Source organism: Rhizobium tumorigenes (assembly GCF_003240565.2).
Taxonomy (GTDB): Bacteria; Pseudomonadota; Alphaproteobacteria; order Rhizobiales; family Rhizobiaceae; genus Rhizobium; species Rhizobium tumorigenes.
In genome coordinates, this window is sequence record NZ_CP117256.1 from 476,178 (window position 1) to 496,313 (window position 20,136).

Below are 20,136 nucleotides of genomic sequence, written 5' to 3' on the forward strand. Positions count from 1 at the left end.
GCGGAAGCCCAGCTGCGGCTGCGACGTGAGGTTAGAGAAGGCAGGCCATACGTAATACTCGCTTGTTTAGGCCTTATGTTCATCAACACATGGCATCGAATGGGGAGTGCTGTTAAATCGGTGTGGAAGTGAAAGAAACCACTACCTCCGATGCTAGGCCGCTTCTTTGGCCCTCCTCATGCGTTTGTGGCGTAATCGTCGCTGCGTAAGGCGCAGTTACTCAAGTCCGTGACAATGCGCATGAGTTTGAAAAATCGGTTGAGCAGACTGTCTACTTACACCGTAGATATTGCCCCAGTGGCTCAACTAAAGCATGGTCGGACGATGATAAACACGCTTGCGCTAAATTTGATCGCCGACGTCATGAAGTGGGACAATGAGGTCGCAACGCAAGAGTATGCGTGGCTTCGACTCATGTCTGCAATGAAGTACGATGGCTATGCGGACTTCCGTGCTGGCGTTCGATTCCTTGAAAGCCTCGTATCTTGGTTGAGGCAGTTCGAGGACGCTGATCGCCCTACGGCATATCATTTCATCAAAACCCGTCTAGTCTACATCTCTGGACTCGAAATGCATCGCGTCATTGAGACGTTCATTCCGGAGGTTGTCACGCCGTACGTTCGGCGGGCCGTGGCAGGCGAGTTGGGTATCAAGCCATATGAGGTCTGGCAGACAGCGGCAGCAGCGAGAACTTTCGCTCATCGGCTAAGACGATGCCTTTTCGTTGGCCTAAGCGATGGGAGCCGCATCGATGTTCTACGCAGGGCAAATGCTGGTCGATTGTCGCAAGAACAAGTGGTCCCAATGATGAATGTCGATGACGAGAAATGGAAGAGCCTCGCAGAGGACCTTCGTAGCGAAGAAGGCCCTGACGCCGTTTTCGATGACGTTTATCTGATCGACGATTTCACCGCGTCAGGGACAACGTTTATCCGCTTTCCAGAGGGTAAGCCGAAAGGGAAGCTCGCGAAGTTCGAAAAAATTGTGCAGGATGCGAGAGGTCGTCTCAAAAATGATTTTCCCCTGGCTGCCGGATACACGCTTCATATCCATCATTATGTATCGACTACCCAGGCACGCGAAGCTCTCTTGATGCGGCTCGATGAGGCAAAAGTGCAGCTTAAGAACAGAAGTTTCGGTGACGTCGTGATCACTGAGGGAATGCGACTTCCTGTGGACTTGGCATTGGGTAGGGTTAATGCTGGAACTGGCGCAATGACGCCAGTGCGCGCTTCAGACCCGCCGGTAGTCGACATCTGCAGGCGCTATTATGACCATGGGCTTTTCATCCGGCTTGAGAAACATTGTCGTGAAGCCGGCCAGCTTGACATGAAATTCGGTTATGCAAATTGCGCATTGCCAGTAGTTTTGGAGCATAACACCCCGAACAATTCCATCCCGTTGCTTTGGGCCGAAACTGCAGGTCAAGAAGGGTTTCCTATGCGACCTCTTTTTCATCGTCGTGACAGGCACGGTTGAACATGGCAAATCCATTTTTAAGAAGAGCAACAGAGTATGTGCGCGAAGATGAGTCCTTCTTGTCGATCGTCAGTCCCGCGCCGCTTACTACTTTCCTAGCCACCAATAAGCATAAAGACGATATGTTCGAGGTGCCGGTTAGAATCATCGGCGCACCTGGCAGCGGCAAAACAATGCTCGCGACACTCGCCGAGTTCAGAATGGTAGAAACCATTTTGCAGGATGAAAGTAATCCCATCAATCGTGCGCTTGCAGATGCATTAGGACAAGCGGGGTTTCTAAAGGAAGGAAAACCTCACGTTGCAGCTGTTCGCATTCCGATGGAGTCGGAATACCGCGACTTTTGGGAGCTTCCGTACGAACCTGCGGTGAAGACGAAACTTGCTTTTTGGCTAGTTCAGGCGAGGGCAATGCTGGGTTTGATCCGTAGTCTCACGGCCAATAAGACACGGGACATCGTTGATATTCAATTTATACCCCGCGCAACCTATGAAGCTCATCTTGAACAGATCGGAGGTCTAACCGCCATCGGAATTCGTGATCGCGCGCTCGCCGTACAGCGCGCAATTTACTCCGTCGGTGCAGGTCTTCGCGCGCCAAAGCTTGAGAACCTTCCCGCCGACGCTATAGCGCCCTATGCTCCATTCGATGCTATCAGCAAAATTCGAATTGATTGGATGGGTGAGGAAATCGAGTTAAGTCCCCTTGTAATGCTCGACGACGTCCACGCGCTGCATCATGAACAGCTCCAAGCGATGTTTGAAATGCTGTCTCACAGAGAGATGAAGTTCGGCCGCTGGATGATGATGCGACTTGATGCTTTGAGTCCTGGTGCTGTTCTTCGCTCCACAGGTACCCAGCCAACCCACAATCGTGCCAAGGGTCGTGACTTCGTCGATATCCGAATGCAGGGAGATGAAAAGAAAGAAGCTGCGAGAAAACAGTTTAGAACCATGGCACGCGATATGGCAAAGCGTTACCTTCCGATGATCGAAGCCCTCCGAAATCGTAACGCAACTGACGTCGATCGCCTACTTCCTGCAGAGCCTCCTAAGCTCACCCCGGGACAGATCAAAGAACTTTCTTTAAAGGTCGATAAAGATCAAGCCAAGCTGTCCATTGGCCCGTCTCGGCGTAAGGAGATTGACAGCCTCGTCGATGAATACATCAAGCGGACAAAATCCTACGATGATCGGCCAGAAGTTGCTTTAGCTATGACTAGGATCTTGCTTCACCGCTACGCTATCCGCATCGCGAGAGCTACGCCCTCATTGTTTGAGGAAATCGACCCTGATCCTCGCACGCCGTTGAAAGCAGACTCCGATGTGGCTCATGGCGCACGCCTCCATCTATATCACGAGTATGACCGGCCGCTCCACTATGGTGTAGACGCGATATGCGATGCAAGTAATGAAAACGCTGAGGTTTTTCTTCAGTTCGCTGGCGAGCTCGTGGCCAACATCGAGACCCGGGCAATTCGAAACAATCCTTTACCGCTTCCTGCCCGAAGCCAGCAATCGATCCTCACTAAGAAGGCAAAAGCAATGATGGACGCTTGGGCGTTCCCCAATGCTCAGCGCGTCCGGGATCTTGTGGACGCGATGGGGCAGGAATGTAGGGAGGAGTCCCTACTACCTAATGCCCCTCTTGGGCCCGGAGCAAATGCTATAGCTGTTTTGGAAGAAGAAATGGAGGCTTTGTCCACTGACGATGAAGTTGGCTCGGTTCTGAAGCATGCAATCGCCAATGGCGCGGTCACGATCGAACGAAACTATGGTCAGGGTGGCAAACAGTGGGCACTCGTTGAATTGACCGGAACGGTTAATCTCGCATACGGCTTAACGTTCAATCGCGGCGGTTTTCTACCAAAAACCCTTGACTACATTCGCTTTGTGACAGGCGCATCAAATGCGTAGTCACTGGTCGAATTGTATTGCTAATTTTGATACCGAGGTCGAAGGTTTCGTTGAGGAATACTTCCATGATCCGCAGAGAAGGGTACTGCTCGTCGCGGCCGCTGGCTTCGATCCAAGATCAAGGCGAATCCCTCAGATGCTCTCCTCGACATTGGGCAACCGCTTATCTGCATTGTTTATTCGGGAAGAAAGACCAGGGCCGTCGCATGAACTCTTGGACAAGGCGAACGCGAACGAGGTCTCCTTACGTGCCATAGTCCAAAATTCCAAGATTGTCAGCATCGATGTGTTTGCAGACGATGGTGCGCCTGTAGGCGGTGCCCGGATCATCGCTAGTTTAGAGCAGAATCCAGTTGGCGACGATATCACTGATGTCATCCTTGACCTTAGCGCATTGTCCATTGGGATAGCTTTCCCGGTAGCGAGAATGCTGCTTGAGGACTGCGAGCAGACAAGTAATCGCTCTTTCCACCTAATGATGGTGTCCAATCCTGAGTTGGACGATCAGATATCGAGTATCCCTTCGAGTAGACCGACAATGGTCCGCGGCTTTGCACCTTCTGTGCAAGACGAAAATCACGACGTGGCTCAGGTCTGGATTCCTCAGCTCGCGCCGGGCCGCTCGTCTTCGCTGACTCAGATCGGCATTGCGGTGGGGCGGTGCTACAAAATTTGCCCCCTCCTACCATTTCCTTCGCGCAATCCCAGGCGAGCTGACGATTTGCTTGCCGAATATCGGACTGCGTTGGTGGATGAATGGGAGGTTGACCCCCGTGATATCGTGTACGCTTCAGAGCGCAATCCTCTAGACTGTTACCGAACATTGACAACATTGAAATCTCGGTTTGATCGCACCATGCGAGGAACATACGAGCCGCGGATGATATTGACCCCAGTTGGTAGCAAGGTGCTTGTCGCGGGTGCCTTGATGGCAGCGATAGAACACGACATGGCGGTCCAATATATCGAGACCGAAAGCTATCTCTTTGATCCTCAGGAGCTTCCATCGGCTGAGTCGCCGGATATGACTGTTCATTTGATCCTGTCTGGACCTCTATATCAAAATTATGAACACGGCGGAGTGGCGTGATCCGATGCATTTTGACAATGCGGCGGAGTCCGTAGCTCTCATCGATAGGCCGATCCCACGTCGTCTTCGACGTCTCCGCCGCGCCGGGCGGTGACTCTTCTAGGCAGATTGCTGCTGAGCAGACCTGCATCCTCATGCGCCTCAATGTTCGGCTGGGCTCGCGCAATGTCTCCACGCCGAAGGCAAAGAGAAATGAGGGTCGTCACCTAGGGACAGGGCGCCGCGGAGTTGGGTTGCGTGGCGCTGACGCTATTAAGACTGCGCGACGGAGGCAGCAATCGTGACGTGGCGCCTCCCATGCTGAAGACTTTCACAGTTCGTTCGCGTTATCGGCTGGAAATATCCCACTGCCCGGATACGTAGGATGTCGTTCAGCAACCCTGTGGCCGTTTCCTGCCGCAAGGCAAGGCTGCGCGGCTGGCGAAAATACTGAATCAAGCCTGGGAAACCCGCGGCGTAGAACAGGGCGTTGGAGTCACATCACGCCCCATGCCCGAAACCTCCCCCTCCCCGTCATCTCTCTCAAGCCGAGCTCCAAAACGATCCGCCGCGCCGCCTGTGGCGTGACGTCGAGTGTCTTCGCCACCATCCCGGCCGACACCAATGGCGTTGCCATCACCAGCTCGACCAGCTCCGGCAGCTTTGAAGACGTCCGGCGTCCGTCCAGCTTTCGCTCGAACATAGTGCGCGCCAACGCGAGCCGGTCATGCTCTTTCAGACCGAGCTCGGCGGCCGCCAACAGACCGTGGGCAATGGCGAGCAGGCGGGTTTCGCGGTCGCGATGGCGGCGCCGGTCGACGGGGATGGTTTTCAGGCCGAGATTGACGGCGGCGAGATGCGCGCCGGTGGTGAGACCGGCCTGGCGCAGGATCGAGGCGGAAAACAGCCGGCCAAGCCAAGGGGCATGCTGAAGCACGAAAAGCTCGTTCCAGGCATCGAGGGCGACGATAGCCTGCAGCACCGCCGGCAAGTTTTCGGCCTGCCGCAACACAGCGTGCCATTCCTCGAGCCGCGCGTCCTCGTCCCAGTCGAGATCGTAGATCATCGCATCTTTTTCCGCCGCGCCGGCGCGACCGGGCCGTGTTGCGTTCTCGATCGCGGCCTCCGATCGGGCGAGCACCGCATCGATGGCGGCATAGTCGACGCCGGGTAAATTCTCCGCGTCATCACCATCGTCCCCCTCCCCTTCCGGAGTTATCGGCGCCACCGGGCGAATGACGACGGCAGTCTTCCCCTCGCCCGCGCCGGCCGAATTGATGTCCGATGTTTGTCGCAAAGTCCGGATACCCTCGGCCGACAGTGCCCAATCCGGCGATTGCATGGCGATGCGCCTGCGGGTTCGCAACACGTCGCGAGCAATGGTCAGTTCGTGGGTGGGCGTACGGATGTCGCGGGTGGCGTCGTGAAGGACGAGGTCTTCAAGATGGACGAGCTCGCCGTCGATCCACAGCGAGGCGCAGGCGTCGGTGAACTGGGATCGTTCGAGGAAGCCCGCGCCGACGGGCGAGCGGGCGATGCGCTCGTCGAGACGCGCGAGCGCGACACAGGCGTCGAAAGCCGGCCGCATCAGAGCTGTCATGCTGATTTTCGTAAGATCGTAAGCCATTGAAATTATGGTAAATGATTTGCTAAAGGAACTCTATCTCAAAGTTAGTATTCCTCACATAGTATGATCGAGCGTTGGCATCCTAACCATCGATAAGTACGCCTTATCGGAGGTGAGCAGACCAACTGCTTGACCAACCTTTTCGGGGTCTCTGTTTTGGTGCTTCAAGCCAAGTTGAGAGGTTCGAGTAGATGACGACGACCGTGAGAATCTTAGAAGCAAAGACCCATCTGTCCGATCTTCTCGCTCGCGTCGAGGCCGGCGAAGATTTCGTCATCGCCCGCGGCAACGACCCGATCGCCCACGTCACCCGTATGCGCAAGGAAAGCGATCTTCAATTGCTGCTCGCCGAAGTCCGCGCCGCGCGATCGAAGGCGGCAGCGGTGACGCATGACGAGATCCTGTCGTGGCGCGGCGAAGGCCGCCGCTGATATGGCGTTCGTTCTCGATGCCTCGATGGCGGCGGCCTGGTTGCTGCCGGAGGAGTATTCTGACGCAGCCGAGACAGTGATCGCCACGATCGAGGCCCCCAGCCCTGTCCCGTCGCGGTTCTTCTTCGAGATCCGCAACATTCTTGCCATGTCCGAACGCCGCGGTCGCATCGTCGTCGGGGGTGCTCTGGTCAACATGGAGCGTGTGCGCCGTTTGCCGCTGGATGATGCAGGCATTGGCGGAGATGGTTATGTGCTGCTTCTGGCCGCCAACCACAGTCTGAGCGCCTATGATGCTGCCTATCTGGCGCTCGCCCTTAACCGCAGCATTGCGCTTGCCACGCTTGATCGCAAGCTCGCTGCTGCCGCCCGCAAGGAGGGCGTCACGGTTCTCGGGCCCTTCGCGCATGGCGACTGATCGGCCAACCGGTGACGCAGTCGATCGTCGGCCCATGAACTCACAAGATCGCTGCTGTCCTTCCGCTCGATCGGCGCGACGAACTCGCCGAACTGTTGATTGATCAGAAACGCTGCGCCATCTGGTCAACGAGGGAATGGGCGAAAACACTCTTTCGGGCTCTGACGTCTGATCTGGCTTATCTTCAAGCTTGGTGCCTGGCGGCGACGGGAAGATCTCTACCCTGGCCTGCACCCGAAGCCCTTCTCCTCAAATTCGTCGCCCATCATTGAAAGCAAAACACCAAGCGAAACTGATCGCCACACAAAATATGACTATTTTACTCAACAATGACTAGACGGGACCGTCCCGTTTGATTATAAGGTGGCCGAGAGGTTGGTACACACGGTCGAAAGAATGCGGACGTGCCCTTGCCCCCTCAGATTGGACAATCGCCAACGCCCATTCCTTGCTGGGAGTTTTCCCGGACTTTGCACCATCGCCGCACAGCCCGGAAGTCAGTTCAAAGGCATCAGAGAGGCTTTATATGCCGAGGATACAACAGCGCATCGAATCCGATCATTCGAGAGGTCGAGCATCGAGGGAACCCGTTTCCGACGAGGTAGATATCCTCGGAATTGGGTTCGGCCCCGCCAATCTGGGCCTTGCGATCGCCATAGAGGAACGCAGCCGGGACACGGACGGCGAGAAGGCGTTGACGTCGCGCTTCGTCGAGGCAAAGTCGGAATTCTGCTGGCATGACGGGATGCTCCTGCCGAACGTCACCATGCAGATCAGCTTTCTCAAGGACCTTGTTTCCCTACGAACCCCCACAAGTCGATACACCTTCGTGAATTATCTTCATGAAAGGCAAAGGCTGTCCGACTTCATCAATCTCAAGACGTTTTTCCCATCCCGCAGGGAATTCCACGACTACCTTCGTTGGGCCGCCGACCGGATATCCGTCCCGGTTTCCTACGGCGCTGTAGCGCGGGGTATTGAATGGCGCGGCGGTCGTTTCGCGGTGAGCGTTGCGCGGAGCGCCGACATCAATGTGCCCATCGAGACGATTCATGCCCGCAATATCGTCGTCGGGGTAGGCTATCGGCCGGCACTGCCGGAGGGCATCGTTCCCAGTCTGCGGATATTCCACAATTGCAACCTTCTTCCGAACCTAAAGAAACTGCCGTCCAAGCCGAACCGGCGGTTTCTCGTGGTGGGAGCCGGACAAAGTGCTGCCGAAGTCGTGGCATATCTCCATGAAACCTGCGGCGATGCCGAGGTCCACGCATCTCTCAGGCGCTTCGGCTACTCGCCTTCCGACGATACGCCCTATGTCAACCGCATCTTCGATCCTTCATCGGTAGACGAATTCTATACGGCGCCTCCCGAACTCAAGAAGAGGCTGCTTGCCTATCATTGGCCGACGAACTACTCGGCCGTCGATGCGGACCTGATCAATGATCTGTACCGGCGGGAATATGACGAGACGGTCGGCGGGTTCAGGCGTCTGCACATACACAGGACGACCGATGTCGAACAGGTGGTCGAAAACGAGGACGGAGTCTCTGCCGTCATCCGCGATATCGGCGGCAGACATCACTCGCAGTTGAAATTCGACGCCATCGTCTTCGCAACAGGCTTTCAGCCATTCGACCTGCGGGACATGCTTGGATCGGGTATCGACGCGGACAATGCCTTCGATGGTCCCCTTCCCCTCGTGAACCGGGATTATTCGCTTGAACTTCCGACCATACCCGGGCGCATCTATCTGAATGGCGGCGTTCAGCACAGCCACGGATTGACGTCGTCGCTGCTGTCCAATGTCGCGATGCGATCCGCCGACATCCTGGACGCCATCGCGGCCGACACGAGGTGCGAGCCCTGCGAACAAACAGTCGAACGCAAGACCTTGGGAGCCCTATGATGTCCGTAAATCCATTCGATGACCCGAACGGCGTTTTCTATGCCCTAGTCAATGACGAGGAGCAGTATTCGCTCTGGCCGACCTTCAAGGCCGTTCCCAATGGCTGGAGCGTCGTTCATGGCGCGCCCGACGGCGCACCGCGCCAGCAGGTGCTCGATTGGATCGACAGGACATGGACGGACATGCGGCCGAAATCTCTGCGCGACCAGCTGGCCGCCTCGGCATCGGGTCCGGGCAGCCTGTAGAAGGAAGCTTCGCCATGACGCTTATCACATCAGGCATAGCGCAACCGGGAACGACGCGCATGGTGCCTCTGACCGTGGATGTCTTCACCGCGGCAGGCGCCCTTGCCCGGGCCGTGGACGGCAGCGTTTCGCACGTGCCGGAAAGACGGCAAGATGGTACCGGCGCGGAGCCGCAGCCTTACATCCTCTACGAAAAGGCCGGGGAGATCGTATTTGCGGCGGGTTGCGCGACGGAGATCCGGCTGGATCGGGCGGGCCTTCATTTGACGACGCCTGCTGGCTCTCGAACCGAGCCTCTTACCGACCGACCGCTGCATCAGGTTCGGGCGATGGTGGCGAGCGTTCTTTCCCATGACAAGGGCGAACAGCTGCGCATCTTCGGCTGGGCGGCGTTCGAACTCTCCTACCTGTTGCAAAGCCTGCCTATCGGCGATCATGCCGGAACGCTGCTCTATCTCGTTCTGCCGCAACATGAGGCACGGATCCGCGCCGGCGAGGCAAAGATCGTTGTCTCCGATCCTGACATCGCCGATCTTTGGGAGGCGGCGCTGCGCGAGGCAAGGCTGGAGGAACCTGCCAAAATCGTGCAGGTGGACGAGATCAGCGACACTAGCGGTTATGTCGATGCGGCCCGCGGTGCTATCAGGTCGATCGACGGCATCAGGCTTCGCAAGGTCATCCTCTCGCGTCGGGTGTCTGTATCTCAGGATATCGATCTGGTCGCCAGCTACCAGATGCTTCGTCGCCATAATACGCCAGCGCGGTCCTTCCTGCTGCGGCTTGGCGGCATTGCGGCGGCGGGCGTCAGCCCGGGAGCAATCATCGAGGTCTCGGCGACCGGCGCCATCGCCGCGCAGCCGCTTGCCGGCACGCGTGCCTGGACGGGTCAGTCTAAACGCGATGCCGCGCTGCGGGAGGAACTCCTCTGTGATCCCAAGGAGATCTATGAACACGCCCTGTCGGTCAAGCTGGCGCAGGACGAAATTGCCGAGGTCAGCGAGCCGGGAACGGTGTTCGTCGAGGATTTCATGGATGTCGTTGCCAGGGGCAGCGTTCAGCATCTGGCCTCGCGTGTCCGCGGCCAGCTGCGGAAGGACGCCAGCTGCTGGGATGCCTTTGGCAGCGTCTTTCCGGCAGTGACCGCATCGGGAATTCCCAAGCGCGACGCGTGCAGGGAGATAGGCCTCCGCGAGGATACGCCCCGAGGGCTCTACAGCGGCGCCGTTCTGTCCATAGACAGCCAGGGCGGACTGGATGCGGCCCTCGTTCTGCGATCGGTCTACCAGGCCGGGGGAACCACCTGGCTTCGCGCCGGCGCCGGCCTCGTCTCGCAGTCCGATCCTGAACGCGAGCTCGAGGAGACGCGCGAGAAGATGCGCAGCGTCAGCCGCTTCCTCGTCGCACGAGCCGGGAGCGTCGCGTGATCACAGCTCAAATCAACGGCATTCGCATCGCCTACGAGGATACCGGCGGCTCCGGCCACACGGTGCTGCTGGTGATGGGAACGGGAAGCCCTGCCCGCGTCTGGCACGTGCACCAGACGCCGGCGCTCACGGCTGCCGGCTTCAGGGTCGTGTCCATGAACAACCGGGGAATTCCGCCAACGGACGAATGCCCCGACGGATTCACGATGGCGGACATGGTCCAGGATGTCGTCGGGTTGATCGAGCACCTGGGCTGCACCAGGGTATCGCTGATCGGCACTTCGCTCGGCGCCAGGATCGTAGTCGAGACGGCGCTCGCCAGACCCGATCTTCTGTCCAGCGTCGTTGCGCTTGCCGCGCATGCCCGTCTGGATCCCGTGCAGCAGGCTATGACGCGCGGCGAGATCGCACTCGCCGAAAGCGGCTTACCGCCACCCGCCGACTATCGTGCCGCCGTCATGGCGTTGCAGTACCTGTCGCCTGCAACCCTTTGCGACGAAGGTCGGGCCCAGGACTGGCTTGATATGTTTGCATTCGATGACGGACGGATCACCGCCGGACACAAAGCGCAGCTGCTGCTGTCGCAGTTCCTCGACGATCGCCGCCCCGACTACCGGACCATCTCCGTTCCGATGCTGGTCGTCGGCTTTGCAGACGACGCCGCCATACCACCCCGCCTGAGCCGGGAGGTGGCGGATGTCGTCCCGGGCGCGGAATACGTGGAAATCGCCGATGCGGGCCACTTCGGGTACCTCGAAAGACCTGAAGAGACGAACCGCCTCATCATCGACTATCTCAGACGGCGGCCCGCTCGGGCCGGTGCGGTCGAAGCTTCAGCGGATACCGGGGTGCAACATGCCTGAAACGACTTTACGGACGTGGCCGCTTGAATTGGCCGAACGCTATCGCGAACTGGGCTACTGGCGCGGGAAGGACCTCACGGCTTCCGTCCGCGAGCAGACGCGGATCAATCCGGACAAGATTGCGCTCATCGATACTGCTGGACGGCAGCTGACTTATGCGGAGCTTGATCGGACGACGGACCGGGTGGCATCGGCGTTGCGCAAATGGGGTCTGCAGCGCGGTGACCGGTTCATCCTGCAACTGCCCAATGTTATCGAGCTCGTCACCCTGCTGCTCGGGTCGATCCGGGCAGGCGTGATCCCCGTCATGGTGCTTCCGACCCACCGGGAACAGGAGGTCAGCCATCTCGCCCGGGGGTCGGGAGCCGTCGCCTATGCGGTCGCCGACGTCGAGGCGAGCTATGATTTCCGATCGCTTGCGCGCCGCGTGAAGCAGGCCGCGCCGTCGCTGCGCCAGATCCTCGTCGTGGGCGACACCGGCGGTGATCCCGCGTTGAAAAGCTATGGCAAGCTTGTCGGTCTGGAAGCCGAACCTGCGGAAATCGAGGATATTGATGCCTCGTCTGTCGCGCTCTTCCTGCATTCGGGCGGAACCGGCGGGCTTCCCAAGCTCATTCCCCGAACCCACAACGACTACGAATACAACGCGCGCGCCAGCGCCGAACTCTGCGGCTTCGACGGCGCCACGGTCTATCTCGCAAGCCTCTCCGCGGCGCATAACTTTCCCCTCGCCTGCCCCGGCATACTTGGCACCTTCATCGCCGGCGGCACCGTGGTGCTTGCGCGGGAGCCCAGTCCGGACACCGTCTTCTCGCTGATCGCAAGGCACCGGGTGACCGTCACGGCTGCGGTTCCCACCTTGGCGGCACTGTGGCTGGAGGCGCGCGAATTCGATGATGCCGATCTGTCCAGCCTGCGCGTTCTCCAGGTCGGCGGCGCAAAGCTCGCCCCGTCCGTCGCCGCCCGCATCCATGGTTTCCTGGGCGTGCGCGTCCAGCAGGTCTTCGGAATGGCGGAAGGACTGCTGAATTTCACGCGGGACGAGGATCCGGTCGATTTGGTGGAAACGACCCAGGGCCGGCCGCTGTCGCCGCATGACGAGATCCGCCTGGTGGACGAACTGGGCGCCGATGTGTCGGACGGCGACGTCGGCGAACTCTGGACGCGCGGTCCCTATACGATCCGCGCCTATGGGGCGGCGCCCGAAGTCAACTTGCGCGCCTTCACCGCCGATGGTTTCTATCGCACCGGAGATCTGGTGCGCCGGCTTCCCACGGGCCATCTGGTCGTCGAAGGGCGCGCCGGCGACCAGATCAATCGCGGAGCCGAAAAATTCTCGTCGGTCGAGATTGAGGAGTATCTGCTCGATCACCCGGCCGTGCGGGATATCGCCGTGATAGGCGTGCCCGACGTCAACCTTGGCCAGGCGTCGTGCGCCATCGTGCGCCCGGTCGAGAGGCCGCCAAGCCTGCGCGATCTCAGGGATTTTCTGAGGAGCCGCGGCGTGGCGACCTACAAGTTTCCCGATACCATTCGCATCGTCGATGAAATCCCCCTGACGCGCTTCGGCAAGATCGACCGGAAGCGTCTCCTGGAATGGTTCGGCGAGGCCTTGCCGGACCCGACGGGCGCGCCGGCCTAGGCCGCACCACCCTCGACGACCAGCATACGCAGCAACTGTCCAAGATGGGTGCAGCCGCCTACGGCGCTGCAGCCAGGACGATTACGCCCTCCAGACATGCCGCCTTGGTCGGGACCGATTGACGGACGCGTGGGTCGCAAGGGGCCGTAGCTGGACATGAACAACGTATCCCCCCGATGATTATACGGAGATAGTCATATGAATGCCCGGTTCGATCTGACAACGCCTGAATACCGGCTGCGCACCCGCGGCGTCGCTCAGCGCATATGCCCAAAAGGTTCGGACGGCGCTTCCGTCGCGGCGGCCGTCGCGGTCGCTATGACGGCCATGAACGACAAGACGCACAACGCCACCAAGCCAATCGTCGTCGGCCTGGTGCCCTTCGACGCCGGCGCGCAGGCTGTCTTCTACATTCCCGAGGAAGTCGAATTCAGCACGGACTACCAAGCGACGCCGCTTCCGCAGGACGCACGGAGCAACGCCTTCGAGGTCCATGGCGACGACCCTCCCGCCTATCGGGAGAGCGTCACGGAAGCGCTCAGGCGGATCGAGTCGGGTGACTTGGAGAAGGTCGTACTTGCGCGCAGCGTGACGGTCGATTTCGGCGCGCCGATCGATATCGATGCAGTCTACACCCGCCTGTGCACCCGGAACGGCAGCGCCTATGTCTACCGGGTGGATCTGCCGGATGGTAACGAAAGGACATCCTCCGTGTTGCTGGGCGCGAGCCCGGAACTGGTGTTAAGCAGCGACAGAGGCAGGATACGCAGCACGCCCCTGGCAGGCTCCATACCCCGCGCCGTGAATGCACTGGCGGACGAGGAGGCCGCCCGCGGACTTTTGCGCTCAAAAAAGGATCTGGCGGAGCATTCGCTGGTCGTCCAGTCCGTTGGCGAGACATTCCGACAATTCGCCGACAAGGTCGACGTGCCCAGTGAACCGCAACTGGTGCAGACGCCGGTCATCTGGCACCTGGGAACCTACATCACCGGCATGCTGCGGGAGAATGTATCGCCCATCGCCCTTGCCTACGCTCTTCATCCGACGCCCGCCGTCGGCGGTTGGCCAAAGGACGCCGCTCGGCGGGCGATCGCGGAATTAGAGGAGTGCGACCGCGGATTCTACGCCGGTCTCGTCGGATGGATGGACGCGGAGGGAAACGGCGAGTGGGTTCTCGCCCTGCGATGCGGGATCGTCAACGGAAACAGGGCGACCGTGTTTGCAGGGGCTGGCATCGTTGCGGGCTCCGATCCGGAAACGGAATACCTGGAAACCAGAACCAAGCTGCAAACCTTCATCAATGCGCTGGGATAACGCTGTCGTGGATAGGTGCGCCTCTAATATATGAGAATTTTAGTCAACATTCGCTAGACGGGACCGTCCCGTTTGATTATAACTCGTCTGCATCCTGGCGCTACCGAGCGACGTCAAAGAGCAGAGGAAGCGATCGTTCTTCGCTGCAGCGAGGGAGGACTTTGTGTTGTCGGCACCCGTCAGTAAGCCGGGTGCTGTTCAAGAGGTCGCGTCGCTGACGCGACATGAAAACCCATCATTTCAGGCCATCAAAGAGGCTACGCATGCCGACGATACAGCAGCGCATCGACCATGCCGGTCCGGCCGGAATCCACCTTCCCCGGGAGGGCGAGATGAGCACTCTTCCGGAAAGATTTGCGCATTTCGCTGTCCGCTATCCCAAGGCGATTGCCGTCACGTCCATGGAACGATCGCTGAGCTACGCGGAGCTCGAAGCAAGCGCGAACCGGCTGGCACGAAGGCTGATCGCGGCAGGTGCCGGCCCGGATCGCATCGTCGGCGTCTCCCTGCCGCGTTCGACCGATCTGATCGTCGCCCTTCTCGCCGTCCTGAAGTCCGGTGCCGCCTACCTGCCTCTCGATCCCGCCTATCCTGCCGCGCGCCTCGACTATCTCCTGTCGGACGCCAGGCCGGTGACGATCATCAGCGCTCTCGGCGTCCCGATCCCGGAGAATGACCTGCCTCGGCTCGATCTCTTCGCCAACGAGGAGGAAGGGACATGGGATGCCTCCCCCATTCGGGATAGCGAGCGTCTTTCAGGCCTGCATCCCGATCAGCCGGCCTATGTCATCTATACCTCCGGCTCCACGGGCCGTGCAAAGGGGGTAGTCGTTTCGCACCGGTGTGTCCTGACGCTTCTCGACGCCACGATACCGATGTTCGACCTGGGTCCCGCCGATGTCTGGACCGCATTTCATTCCTACGCATTCGACTTCTCGGTCTGGGAGATCTGGGCGCCGCTGCTGACCGGAGGACGCACGGTCGTCGTTCCATCGGAAGCGACATGGTCCGGCGATGAGTTCCTGGCGCTGCTGGAAGCCGAGCGGGTCACCGTCCTCAATCAGACCCCGTCTTCCTTTGCATCGCTGGAGCGGGCCGACGCCGATGGCGCGAAGGCGCTCGACGCTCTGAGGCTGGTCATATTCGGCGGCGAGGCGCTGGATCCGGCAAGACTGTCCGCCTGGTTCGCCCGCCGTCCGTCCCGACCGCGCATGGTCAACATGTATGGGATAACCGAGACGACCGTGCACGTCACTGCGATCGATATCCTACCGGAGATGAGCCTCGCCTCCAGCGAAAGCCCGATCGGCCGGCCACTGCCGGGCTTTCGCGATCATGTTTTCGACGAGGGATTGCGTCCGGTCGCCGACGGCCAGGTGGGCGAACTCTATCTGGGCGGTGCGCAGGTATCGCGCGGCTACTTCGACCGTCCCGCCCTGACCGCCACGCGCTTCGTGGCCGATCCGGACAGCCACGGCGGCCGGCTCTATCGGACGGGAGACCTCGTGCGGCCCCTTCGCGGCAACCTGAATTTCATCGGCCGCGCCGATACCCAGCTCTCATTGAGGGGGTTCCGGATCGAGCCGAACGAAGTTGAGGCAGCGCTCGATGCCTATCAGGGCGTCACAGCGAGTGCGGTCACCGTCAAGCCGGATCCTGACGGAAACGAAGGTGAGGACTGCCTCGCGGCCTATGTCGTCGTGGCCGGCGGGACGCTCGACGAGCGGGGTCTGCGGGTACACCTGGCGCGCCTGCTGCCGGCGCATCTTGTTCCCAGCCACATCATGCTGCTGGCAGCACTTCCCCTTACCCCCAACAGAAAACTAGACCGGGCCGCGCTGCCCCCGCCTCCGCCGCGAAAGACGGGTAGGGCGAATCTTCGCGAGGAATTGCTGCGCCGCCGCCTGGGCAATCGTCCCTAGTCATCACCGAGGAAACAACAGATGAACATAAGCAACGAGCGGTGGATACGTGATGTCGTCGTCGAAATTCTCGGCGAGGAACCAGCGACCATTTCCGATGGCGAAAACCTATTTGAAGCCGGGCTGGATTCGGTCGGACTTCTGCGGCTTGTCAATCGCCTGCGGCGTGGCGGGCTGCAGGTCAGCTTTGGGGATTTAGCGCGGGAGCCGACCCTTGCGGCATGGGACAGACTGGTCGGCAGCGAAAAGGCCGCAGACGACGGCGCCGAACCGGCAAGCGGTCATACGGCGGATGCCCCCGATGAAGGCGGGGCCAATAGCGAGCCGACACAGCTGGGCGTGATGCAACACGCCTATTGGGTGGGACGAAGTGCGGGGCAGAGGCTCGGTGGCGTTGCTGCCCATCTCTATGCGGAGTTCGATCATCCCCCCACCGGCACCGATCCGGCAATCGATGCGAACAGGCTGAAGGCTGCGCTGGAGCGTGTGCTGGAGCGCCATGAAACGCTGCGCACCCGCATCACCTCGGACGGGAGGCAGGAAGTATTGGCGAAGCTTTCCGCCTTGCTTGCCGTGCACGACATGCGCGGACATTCCGAGGCCGAAGTGCAAGATCATCTGTCCCGCATGCGCGATGCCTTCTCCCATCAGGCCCTCGATATCGACAATGGCGAAGTCATGTCGGTCGCGCTGACCCTGCTGCCCGATGGCGCGACGCGCCTCCATCTCGATGTCGACATGATCGCCGCCGATGCCGTCAGCTATCGGATCCTGCTCGCCGACTTCGCGGCGCTCTACGGCTCGCCTTCCCTGAACCTTCCGCCCCTCGGCCTAAATTACCGGGACTATCTCGCAGGCACGCGATCCGGCCACGCACAGCGCGTACACCAGGCCGCCGAAGCCTGGCGAGAGCGATTGCCGACATTACCGGGGGCGCCGATCCTGCCCGAAGTGATCGAAGCGACGTCTCGAGATGCAACCCCCAGAGTTGCGCGCCGGCATCTCTGGCTGGCACCCGGACAAAAGCAGCAGCTTACCGAAATTGCCCGTCGCAACGGCGTGACCGTGGCCATGACCGTGGCGACCGTGCTTTCCGAAGTGGTCGGGCATTGGAGCACGACGGATCACTTCCTGCTCAATGTCCCGATGTTCGATCGCGCGGCTAACCACCCCGATATCGATCGGATCGTTGGCGATTTCTCCAGCTCGGTCATGCTCGAGGTCGATCTGCGGCAGCCGCTGACATTTGTCGACAGGGTCCGGGCGCTGCAGGCCCGCATGCATGCCGATGCAGCGCATGCATCCCATACCGGTCTCGATGTGCTGCGCGATCTCGGCCGCCAACGGGGCGAAACGGTACTGGCGCCGGTCGTGTTCACAAGCGCGCTGGGGCTTGGCGAGCTTTTCGCGCCTGCTGTCACCGCCGTCGTCGGCCGGCCCGTCTGGGTCATCTCGCAAGGTCCGCAAGTTCTTCTTGATGCGCAGGTCACCGAATTCGAGGATGGACTGCTGGTGAACTGGGACACCCGCGAAGATGCCCTGGCGCCGGGCGTTGTCGATGCCATGTTCACCGCGTTCGAACAGGTCTTGCGCGAGGTTATCGACGAACCCGCGGCATGGAATCGACCCATTCGGATTTCCACCGCAAACGCGCAGCGTCGCCGGTCTGGCGATCGCGATGTCCGGATCGTTGATGCCGCGGGATGCGATCGTCCCGATCATGTCGCGGGCCGCCTGCTGTTTGCCGGCGAAGACGAGCAGGGTCGCCGGCCATGGGGACGCGCGGACGAAAGCGGAGGGGTCAGGCTGCTCGGTGACGATGACGAGCGCGTGGACGTCCACGGAATTCCGGTATGGCCCGTGGAGGTGGAGGACGCGATACGATCCGATGGTCGCATAGGCGAGGTCGCCGTGGTGCGGCATGACGAGAGCCTTGTCGCTGTGGTCGCGTTTGAACCGTCCACGGAAGCGGATACCAGAATGACAGGCAAGGCGTTTCGCGCCCAGCTCGCAAGGCGGATTCCATCGCATCTCCTGCCGAGCCGGATCATCGTCGTCGACCGCTTGCCGCGTAACGCCGATGGTGGGGCGAACTCGGACGCCCTGGACCGATTGATCTCGGCCAAATCAGAGCGATCCGACCATGTCGCGCCCCGCACCGATCTCGAGCGCGTCCTTGCCGGCGCATGGGAGGAAATTCTAGGTCTGGAAAATATTGGCGTGAACGAGGAGTTCATCGCGCTGGGAGGCGATTCCCTGCTGGCGGCAAGAGTGGTCTCGAGATTGCGGGAAGAGCTCGACACAAACGCGGTGACGCTCCGCGCCCTGTTTCGCTCTCCCACCATTGCCGAGCTTGCGGAACAGCTCCGCAAGGACGGCGATCCCGCCAGGCTGGACGAAGTGGCGTCCATCGTCCTCGAAATCCGAGCCATGTCCGATGACGAGGTCGCCAGCCATCTCGGCGAGACGGCGTCCGACACGAGCTCCCGGCAGAGCGGAACGGCGGCATGATCGCGGACCGCCAAACGCTGCTTCGGCAGCGGCTCGCATCGGCGGGGCTGGGGGGAGCGGCGAAAGGCGATGGCATTCCGCGCCGGGCCGATCCTCGCCAGGCCGTTCTCTCCTCTGCCCAGCAGCAAACCTGGCTGTATCAGCAGGCGTTTCCAGGGAGCGTCAGCAACAATCTCGGTCTTGTCATCACATTCAATGGACAGGTGGACGAGAACAGGATTGCAGCAGCCGTCGATCGCATCGTGGAGCGGCACGAAATCCTTCGGACCACCTACCATGGCGGCCCGGATGGCGTTGCCTATCAGCACATCAGGCAATCCATGCGGGTTCCAAAGTCGTTCGCCAATGTCTCCGGCGAAGAAGCCATGGCGCTGGCCAAGGCCTCGTTGCTCACGCCGTTCGACCTGGAGACGGAGGCGCCTCTCAGACTGCTGTTCTTCCGCACCGGTGTCGACGAGATCATGTTTGCGCTCGTCGTGCATCATATCATCTGGGACGGAGCCACCTTCGACTTGTTCTCGAAGGAACTGGAAAGGGCTTACGAGGCGGGCGCGGCCAACCCTCCGGCGCTGCTCGTTCACTATGCCGACATCGCAGAATGGGACCGAAACCGTCAGCCCCGGATTGCCGACGATGACAGGGAATACTGGATACGCCGCCTCGCCGCTCCCCGTCCGCCGAAGACATTGAGGACGAACACCGGCGACATTGCAGCCGACCCGGAATCGGCCGGCCGCGTCGATTACCGGCTGGCGTCATCGCTTGACCTGACGCGCCTTGCCGCCAGCCACAGGGTGACGCCCTTCATTGCCTTCCTGGCCTGCTGGGCCGCAGTGCTCTCCAGGAAAGACGCCGACGAGGTAACGGTTGGCACGACGGTGCTGACCCGCGATCATATCGAGGCGGAAAACCTCATCGGCAATTTCGCCAACCACATCGTGCTTCGCCTGCCGGTCGGCAGCGCGTCGGCCTCCCGAACGCTGATCAGGGCAACCGCCGCGGAATTCGACGCAGGCTTTGCCCATCGCAATCTGCCTTACGAAACCGTCGTCGAAGCCCTTGGCGGCCAGGAGATCGCGGCGCCGCCCAACCTGTTCGATTCACTGGTCGTCTTCATTCCGAGCGGAACGGAAGGCCCGCGCCTCCCGGGCATCGCTACCCGATGGCAGCGCCTTCACAACGACGCGACGCAGTTTCCCCTCGTTCCACTGGGCTTGGAAGTCTTCGTGCGCGGCCGCGGCGCGCAAACCGTCATCGATGTCGAGGCCACCTACGCCCGGAACGCCTTCTGCAGCGAAACCATCACCGAACTCCTTTCGCAGCTGGACAACACCATCCGCGATGCAGTCCAAGAGGTCTGGTAAAATCC

General features: G+C 60.4%; 15 protein-coding genes and 1 pseudogene. 15 read left to right on the forward strand and 1 reads right to left on the reverse strand.

Annotation, left to right across the window (positions count from 1 at the left end):
• Window positions 1–324: 324 nt before the first annotated feature.
• The 3 genes from PR017_RS20055 to PR017_RS20065 are packed head-to-tail and all read left to right on the forward strand — an operon-like array spanning window position 325 to window position 4,485.
• Window positions 325–1,479, forward strand: coding sequence for a phosphoribosyltransferase-like protein (locus PR017_RS20055; RefSeq protein ID WP_111221383.1), 1,155 nt, complete (start codon window positions 325–327; stop codon window positions 1,477–1,479).
• Window positions 1,480–1,481: 2 nt separating this feature from the next.
• On the forward strand, window positions 1,482–3,395 hold the full coding sequence (locus PR017_RS20060) for a hypothetical protein (RefSeq protein WP_111221300.1): 1,914 nt from the start codon (window positions 1,482–1,484) through the stop codon (window positions 3,393–3,395).
• Complete coding sequence (locus tag PR017_RS20065) at window positions 3,388–4,485, forward strand: hypothetical protein (RefSeq protein WP_111221301.1); 1,098 nt, start codon at window positions 3,388–3,390, stop codon at window positions 4,483–4,485. The genes PR017_RS20060 and PR017_RS20065 overlap by 8 nt, the downstream gene beginning before the upstream one ends.
• Window positions 4,486–4,960: 475 nt before the next feature.
• Here the strand turns inward: PR017_RS20065 and PR017_RS20070 are convergent, their stop codons facing one another.
• A complete protein-coding gene (locus PR017_RS20070; protein ID WP_111221302.1) occupies window positions 4,961–6,100 on the reverse strand; it encodes an RHE_PE00001 family protein in 1,140 nt (379 codons plus the stop codon).
• 182 nt (window positions 6,101–6,282) lie between these two features.
• Here PR017_RS20070 and PR017_RS20075 point away from each other — a divergent pair, with 182 nt between their 5' ends.
• The 12 genes and pseudogenes from PR017_RS20075 to PR017_RS20130 all read left to right on the forward strand — a co-directional run bounded on the left by PR017_RS20075 (window position 6,283) and on the right by PR017_RS20130 (window position 20,131).
• Window positions 6,283–6,522 (forward strand): type II toxin-antitoxin system Phd/YefM family antitoxin, encoded by a 240-nt coding sequence (locus PR017_RS20075; RefSeq protein ID WP_111221303.1) that lies wholly within the window; start codon window positions 6,283–6,285, stop codon window positions 6,520–6,522.
• 1 nt (window position 6,523) lies between these two features.
• Window positions 6,524–6,940, forward strand: a complete 417-nt coding sequence (locus PR017_RS20080; RefSeq protein ID WP_111221304.1) for a type II toxin-antitoxin system VapC family toxin — start codon at window positions 6,524–6,526, stop codon at window positions 6,938–6,940.
• Window positions 6,941–6,987: 47 nt separating this feature from the next.
• Window positions 6,988–7,209 (forward strand): annotated as a pseudogene (locus PR017_RS20085) (integrase); the annotation flags it as partial.
• 257 nt (window positions 7,210–7,466) lie between these two features.
• Window positions 7,467–8,846, forward strand: a complete 1,380-nt coding sequence (locus tag PR017_RS20090; protein ID WP_111221305.1) for a lysine N(6)-hydroxylase/L-ornithine N(5)-oxygenase family protein — start codon at window positions 7,467–7,469, stop codon at window positions 8,844–8,846.
• Window positions 8,846–9,091 carry an MbtH family protein gene (locus PR017_RS20095; protein WP_111221384.1) on the forward strand — a complete coding sequence of 82 codons (246 nt, stop codon included), beginning with the start codon at window positions 8,846–8,848 and terminating at the stop codon, window positions 9,089–9,091. Before PR017_RS20090 ends, PR017_RS20095 begins: the two co-directional genes overlap by 1 nt.
• Window positions 9,092–9,105: 14 nt before the next feature.
• Entirely contained in the window at window positions 9,106–10,515 is a 1,410-nt protein-coding gene (locus tag PR017_RS20100) for a salicylate synthase (RefSeq protein WP_206423200.1), read from the forward strand.
• The gene (locus PR017_RS20105; protein WP_111221307.1) at window positions 10,512–11,378 is read left to right on the forward strand and encodes an alpha/beta fold hydrolase; all 867 of its coding nucleotides are present in this window, start codon (window positions 10,512–10,514) and stop codon (window positions 11,376–11,378) included. Before PR017_RS20100 ends, PR017_RS20105 begins: the two co-directional genes overlap by 4 nt.
• Window positions 11,371–13,020: a (2,3-dihydroxybenzoyl)adenylate synthase gene (locus PR017_RS20110; RefSeq protein WP_111221308.1), complete on the forward strand. Its 1,650-nt coding sequence runs from the start codon at window positions 11,371–11,373 to the stop codon at window positions 13,018–13,020. Before PR017_RS20105 ends, PR017_RS20110 begins: the two co-directional genes overlap by 8 nt.
• A gap of 198 nt (window positions 13,021–13,218) precedes the next feature.
• Window positions 13,219–14,334, forward strand: a complete 1,116-nt coding sequence (locus PR017_RS20115; RefSeq protein ID WP_111221309.1) for an isochorismate synthase — start codon at window positions 13,219–13,221, stop codon at window positions 14,332–14,334.
• Between the two features lie 263 nt (window positions 14,335–14,597).
• Window positions 14,598–16,256, forward strand: a complete 1,659-nt coding sequence (locus PR017_RS20120) for an amino acid adenylation domain-containing protein (protein ID WP_161959351.1) — start codon at window positions 14,598–14,600, stop codon at window positions 16,254–16,256.
• 21 nt (window positions 16,257–16,277) lie between these two features.
• Window positions 16,278–18,767 (forward strand): condensation domain-containing protein, encoded by a 2,490-nt coding sequence (locus tag PR017_RS20125; RefSeq protein ID WP_111221311.1) that lies wholly within the window; start codon window positions 16,278–16,280, stop codon window positions 18,765–18,767.
• Window positions 18,764–20,131, forward strand: coding sequence for a condensation domain-containing protein (locus PR017_RS20130; RefSeq protein WP_111221312.1), 1,368 nt, complete (start codon window positions 18,764–18,766; stop codon window positions 20,129–20,131). Before PR017_RS20125 ends, PR017_RS20130 begins: the two co-directional genes overlap by 4 nt.
• Window positions 20,132–20,136: the final 5 nt, after the last annotated feature.